Genomic DNA, 5,965 nt, shown 5'->3' on the forward strand with positions numbered 1-5,965 from the left:
TGGGGTTCCTTTGAAAGTTGTTCTGTGGCGGGCTGTCACAGGTCCTTGGCACGCGGTGCGCGCTCTCCGGACTCACACCCTCGTGGAGGAGATTTGAATGACGGTGGTTACCAGTGCGTGCCGACTGTGCGACTCGACCGGCCCTCATCGAACGCTTGAGGTTCGCGAGATGATGTTCGGCACCCGCGAGGTGTTCGAATACTTCAGCTGCGCCGAGTGTGACACGTTACAGATCGTCAATGCACTTGAGGGTGACGAGCTCATGCGGCATTACCCCGCGGCCTACTATTCACACAACGGCTCGGCCCAGCCGAAGGCCTTTCAATGGCTGGTCGCGCAGCGAGACCTATTCACATTGCGAAGCGGGGGAAGGATTTTTGGGTCAGCCATGGCCTCGCCTGTACCAGAGGGCATCTTCCGGGTGCTGCTCGGGGGAGATGCCGTCAAGATGCTCGCGGGGCTTGGAATTGAACGCGATGCGCGGATCTTGGATGTCGGATGTGGAAGCGGTGCGTTGCTGGACCGGCTCGCGAGAGTGGGGTTCGTCAGCTTGCTCGGGGCCGACCCCTTTATCGCAGGGGATAGCGAGTCGCGCGAACGTATACCGCTGCTGCAGCGCTATTTGAGCGATGTACCAGGTGAATTCGATCTCATCATGTTCAATCACTCGCTCGAACACATGCCAGATCCGGTGGCTACGCTCGAGGTGGCGTCCAGAAAGTTGGCCGACGGCGGCATGTGCCTGGCCCGGGTGCCGACAACGTCATCAGAAGCCTGGGCGATCTACGGAGCCGATTGGGTGCAGGCCGACGCGCCTCGGCACATGGTCATACCGTCACGACGGGGAATGGCTCTGGCCGCAGAGCGCGCGGGATTGCGGGTCGCGCAGACATTTGATGATTCAACTTTTGGTCAGTTCACGGGAAGTGAGGCCTATCGGGCTGATGTTCCGGTGACCGACCCCAAAATCCTTCGGATGTTCCGTCCCAAGCAGATATGGGGGTGGGAGAAGCGGGCCAGACAGCTCAATCAGCAGAACCGTGGTGACCAGACCGGTTTTGTGCTGCGGGTCAAGTAGCGCCAAATCTGTACGCCCCGTCTAGGGATGCTGGCGTATTCCCAAATCTCTTGAATTTAAAGTCAATAACGCGTGTACCGGGATATGCTGCCGGTCGGTTGAGCCGTGGCGAGGCTCCCGCTTTCATTCCGCAGGAACACTGGAAGTGAAGGGCTCTGCGATGAAATTCGTACTGTCATTCTATGGAACACGTGGTGACGTCGAGCCTGGCATCGCCGTTGGCCGTGAGTTGTTGCGCCGCGGGCACGACGTACGCATGGTCGTCCCACCCGACCTCGTTGACTTCACTGAGGCGGCCGGACTATCCGCGGTCGCCTGTGGACCGGACGTGCGGGTGTGGCAGGACGTGAACCGTGACTTCTGGGCGCGATTCTTGCGGAACTTCTGGAAGAACTTCTGGAGGGTCCGGGACCTTCGGGAGCTGCTGCGTGAAGATTGGCGGTTCCTGGTTCAGTGCTGGGAGGACGTCAGTACGACGCTGAGATCGCAAGCGGCTGATGCCGACCTGCTGTTCACCGGCGTCCTCGGTGAGGAGTCGGCCGGTAACGTCGCGGAGTTCTACTCCCTGCCGTTCGCCACGCTGCACGTGTTTCCGATTCGCGCCAACGGTCAGCTTGTTCCGGGAATGCCTGCCCGGCTGGGCCGGTCCATCATGAGGTTGTCGGAGTGGCTGGGGTGGCCGATGTTCAAAAGGCTAGAGGATCCGCAGCGTCGTGAGCTGGGCCTGCCTAAGGCCACCGGTCCTTCGCCCTGGCGGATCGCAGAGCGCGGGTCGTTGGAGATCCAGGCCTATGACGAGGTGTGTATGCCCGGATTGGCGACGGAATGGGCGGAATACGATGGTCGGCGGCCCTTCGTGGGCGCACTGACACTCGATCTACCAACAGATTCCGATGACGAAGTGGCCTCGTGGATTGCCGAGGGAGAACCGCCGATTTGTTTCGGCTTCGGCAGCATGCCCGTCGAGTCAGCCGTCGAGACGCTAGCCATGATCAGCGGGGCATGTGATCAGCTGGGAGAGAGGGCGTTGGTGTGCGCCGGGGGAAGTGATTTCAGCCATGTCCCACTTTTCGAGAATGTCAAAGTGGTTGGCGTGATGAACTATTCTGCCGCCTTTCCGGCGTGCCGCGCGGTGGTGCACCACGGCGGTGCGGGCACCACCGCGGCGAGTCTGCGGGCGGGAGTACCCACGCTGGTGCTGTCGACGGACCTCGATCAGACGTTGTGGGGAGCGCGCGTCAAGCGGCTGAAAGTGGGTACCGCGCGGCGTTTCTCGGCGACGACCGAGAAGACACTGGTCGCGGACCTGCGCACCATCCTCGACGCGCAGTACGTCACGCGTGCCCGTGAGGTTGCCAGCCGAATGACCAAAGCCGCTGAGAGTCCGGTGACCGCCGCCGATCTGCTGGAAGAGTTCGTTCGGCTCAAGCGGGCCGGCTGAACCCGCGATGAAGTTCGTGTTGGCGAGCTATGGCACGCGCGGTGACATCGAGCCGTGTGTCGCGGTCGGCCGCGAGCTGCTACGTCGGGGGCACGAGGTGCAGATGGCCGTTCCGCCCGACCTTATCGCGTTCGTCGAGGCGGCCGGACCTATCGCGGTCCCGTACGGGCCGGATCTGCAGGCAGTTCTCGACGCGCACCGCGATTTCTGGACGCACTTCTTTCGCAACTTCTGGAAGATCCGGGATTTGATCAGGATGCGGCGCGACGTGGTGGAGCCGTTTCTCCAATGTTGGAAGGACATCGTCGCCACTCTGACATCGTTGGCTGAAGGGGCCGACCTGCTCTTCACCGGTGTGAATTTCGAGGACGCCGCGGGCAATGTCGCGGAGTACTACGACATTCCGCTGGCCACGCTGCACTTCTTTCCCTTGCGGGCCAACGGCCACTTCCTGCCGTTTCTGCCCGCGCCAGTGAGCCGATCGACAATGAAGGCTGGCGAGTGGCTCGCCTGGCGGAATGCGAGGAAGGTTGAGGGTGTCCAGCGCGGTGAGCTGGCGCTGCCGAAGGCCGCCGTACCCTCACCGTGGCGAATCACCGATCGCGGTTCGCTGGAGATTCAGGCCTATGACGAGGTCTGCTTTCGCGGACTGGCCGCCGAATGGGCGGAGCATGAGGGCCGTCGCCCGTTCGTGGGTGCGCTGACACTTGATCTGCCGACGGAGTTTGATGACGAAGTGGCGGCGTGGATTGCTTCCGGTGCGCCGCCGGTTTTCTTCGGCTTTGGCAGTCTGCCGGTCGAATCTGCCGCCAAGACACTTGCCATGATCGGTTCGGCGTGTGACCAATTGGGCGAGCGGGCGCTGGTATGTTCGGCCGGATCCGACTTCAGCGATTTCCCTCCCGCTGAGAACGTCAAAGTGGTTGGTGCGATGCGCTATTCCGTTGCCTTCCCGGCCTGTCGTGCGGTGGTGCACCACGGTGGCACGGGCACCACCGCCGCGGGCCTGCGGGCGGGCGTTCCCACCTTGATACTTTCGACGGACCTCGATCAGACACTGTGGGGATCGCGGGTCAAACGATTGAAAGTGGGGACCGCCCGGCGGCTCTCGGCCACGACGAAGAAGACCTTGGTGGCTGACCTACGCACCATCCTCGAACCGGACTGTGTGGCTCGTGCCCGCGAGCTCGCTGCTCGAATGACCAGGCCCGCCGACAGCGTTGTGATCACGGCAGATCTCGTGGAGAGTCTGGCGGCAGCTAGAGCTGCGAGTCGCTGGACTGCGTAATGGCATGAGAACCGGCGGGACATGCCGGTGCCGCTGCGGGCTCGCGATCCCTGATCGCTTGAACACGGATAAGCCCACCACGATGTGGCACGAAAGTGACGTGCTTCGCCTGCTGCTTCTCATCGGGAGCCTCGGTGGTGCACAAGTCAACCCGGCGCAGGATCTCACGCAGGACAACCCGAATTTCGACCATCGCGAAGGTGGCCCCAAGACAGCGGCGGTTGCCTCCACCGAACGGCAGCCAGGTGGTCGGGCTCAGCGCGGTGCCGAGCATCCGATCCGGGTCGAATCGGTCTGGATCCGGGTACACGTCGGCGCTCGCATGAACAAGTCCGATCGCCGGATCGACCATGATGCCGGCCGGTAGCCGATAGCCGCCGACCTCGACCGGTTCCTTGAGCACCCTGCCCGAACTGAAGATCACCGGCCGGATGCGCAACGTCTCTTTCGTCACCGCGTCGAGGTATTCGTCGCCCGACGGATCACCCGCGGCGCTGGCATCGGCGGCCCGCACGGCCTTCGCCAGTGCGGTGGGGTGGCGGGTCAGTCGTTCCAGCACCCAGGACAGCGCCGTCGCAGTGGTCTCGTGTCCGGCCGCGATGGACGTCAGGAGGTGATCACGCAGTTCTTGGTCGGACATGGTGCGGCCGTTGCCGTCGGTGGCGCCTACCAGCATGGCCAACACATCGGTGCGCTCAGCCAGGTTGGGATCGGCACGGCGTTCGGCGATCTCCGCGTAGAGCAAGGCATCGGTCTCTGCCATTCGCCTGCCGACCCCCCGCCAGGGGAAGTAGCGCCGCAGGCCCGGATTGGTAATCGCCGGTGTTTCCCACGGCTTCATGTAGAGCAGACGCGGCACGACCTTGCGGAGTGCGGCCAGCCGCGTCGGGTCGGTGGCGCCGATAACTGTTCGCAGGATCACCTCGAGTGTGATGTCGGTGGTCTTCGGAGCAACGGAGAAGTCTTCACCGACCGGCCATTTGGTTATGTTTGCGGCAGCGATCGCGGCCATCTGAGCGGCCTGGCGCGCGACGGCGTCGCGATGAAACGCCGGCATGAGCAGGCGACGCTGGTCGTGGTGGGCGTCCTCGTCGAGTACGAACAGGGAGCTATCACCGAGGAGGCCCCGAAAGAACCAGTGTGCCTCGCCGGAATGAAAGACCCGCGGGTCGCCGGCGTACACCGTCTTGATATCGGCGGGATTTGCGAGGTATACCACCTTGCCCGACAAGGGAATACGCAGCGTGAAGACGTTGCCATAGCGGCGCTGGCATCCGGCCAGGAAGCGCAGGCCATAGGCGGCCATCAATACGGACTGCACCACCAGGGGGAGCGGAGGCCCGGGCGGCAGTGCGGTTTTCGCAGTTTTGCTCACTTTGCGTGATCCTAAGTACTAGACGGTATGACAGCTCACATGCCGGCGGCCTCGGCAGCGGCTGGCGCGAGTTTGCCTGTCGCGGAAACTGACTCAGTCCGGGGCGCAACGGTGCCCACCAACGGTACGAGTGTTGAGTCGGGTGCGCAGGCACTTTCGGAGGTTGGGCATGTCGACGGGGGGTATCAGGCCGATCGCCGAGGGCGCTTCTGCGGGACAAATCTGGTCACGTGCGGTACCTCGTCGAGTGCCGCACGATACGTGCCGCGGGGCTTACAGCAAATCATGAGACAACAGGAACCTTCTGTGTCGTAGCAGTGGCGGCGAGCTGATCATGACCGGTTTGGTAACGAATAGCAGCCAATTCGCACCTCCTGGGCCAATCGTGTCGGGCAATGACGACCGGCCATTCAGGTTTCTAACTGGCCAGTAGCAAGTATTGGCGATTTCTCTAAAAACACGCACCGGCGGCGCTTTCTCCGTTATTTTTAGAACAGGTTCCACTTATCGCGTGTGGATGGTGTCGGGAGAAGTGTTGAGTATCAACCCATTTGATGATGACAAGGGCAGCTTTTTGGTTCTGGTCAACGACGAAGAACAGCACAGTCTGTGGCCGGCCTTTGTCGATGTTCCAGCCGGATGGCGAGTGGTTTTCGGTGCGGCGGATCGTGCTGCCTGCTTGGACAACATAGAGCAGAACTGGCCCGACATTAGGCCAAAAAGCCTGCGCGAGAGGGTGGCACAGGGTCGGACTGTTGATCATTAAGCAGTGGGCGGGGACCG

General features: G+C 62.4%; 5 protein-coding genes. 4 read left to right on the top strand and 1 reads right to left on the bottom strand.

The window, feature by feature from the left end:
• The first annotated feature begins 97 nt into the window (after nt 1-97).
• The 3 genes from B4400_RS18965 (at nt 98) to B4400_RS18975 (ending at nt 3,807) form a co-directional block, all read left to right on the top strand.
• The gene (locus tag B4400_RS18965; protein WP_078312122.1) at nt 98-1,078 is read left to right on the top strand and encodes a class I SAM-dependent methyltransferase; all 981 of its coding nucleotides are present in this window, start codon (nt 98-100) and stop codon (nt 1,076-1,078) included.
• A 160-nt stretch (nt 1,079-1,238) separates the two neighbouring features.
• Nucleotides 1,239-2,519, top strand: a complete 1,281-nt coding sequence (locus B4400_RS18970; RefSeq protein ID WP_078312123.1) for a glycosyltransferase — start codon at nt 1,239-1,241, stop codon at nt 2,517-2,519.
• Nucleotides 2,520-2,526: 7 nt separating this feature from the next.
• Nucleotides 2,527-3,807 carry a glycosyltransferase gene (locus tag B4400_RS18975; protein ID WP_078312124.1) on the top strand — a complete coding sequence of 427 codons (1,281 nt, stop codon included), beginning with the start codon at nt 2,527-2,529 and terminating at the stop codon, nt 3,805-3,807.
• On the opposite strand, the gene B4400_RS18980 is transcribed toward B4400_RS18975, so the two are convergent.
• The gene (locus B4400_RS18980; RefSeq protein WP_078312125.1) at nt 3,779-5,182 is read right to left on the bottom strand and encodes a cytochrome P450; all 1,404 of its coding nucleotides are present in this window, start codon (nt 5,180-5,182) and stop codon (nt 3,779-3,781) included. The genes B4400_RS18975 and B4400_RS18980 overlap by 29 nt on opposite strands.
• 535 nt (nt 5,183-5,717) lie before the next feature.
• Here B4400_RS18980 and B4400_RS18985 point away from each other — a divergent pair.
• Nucleotides 5,718-5,948, top strand: coding sequence for an MbtH family protein (locus B4400_RS18985; RefSeq protein ID WP_078312237.1), 231 nt, complete (start codon nt 5,718-5,720; stop codon nt 5,946-5,948).
• Nucleotides 5,949-5,965: the final 17 nt, after the last annotated feature.

Origin of the sequence: Mycobacterium sp. D16Q13, assembly GCF_002013375.1 — a bacterium.
In the GTDB taxonomy this organism is placed as follows: Bacteria; Actinomycetota; Actinomycetes; order Mycobacteriales; family Mycobacteriaceae; genus Mycobacterium.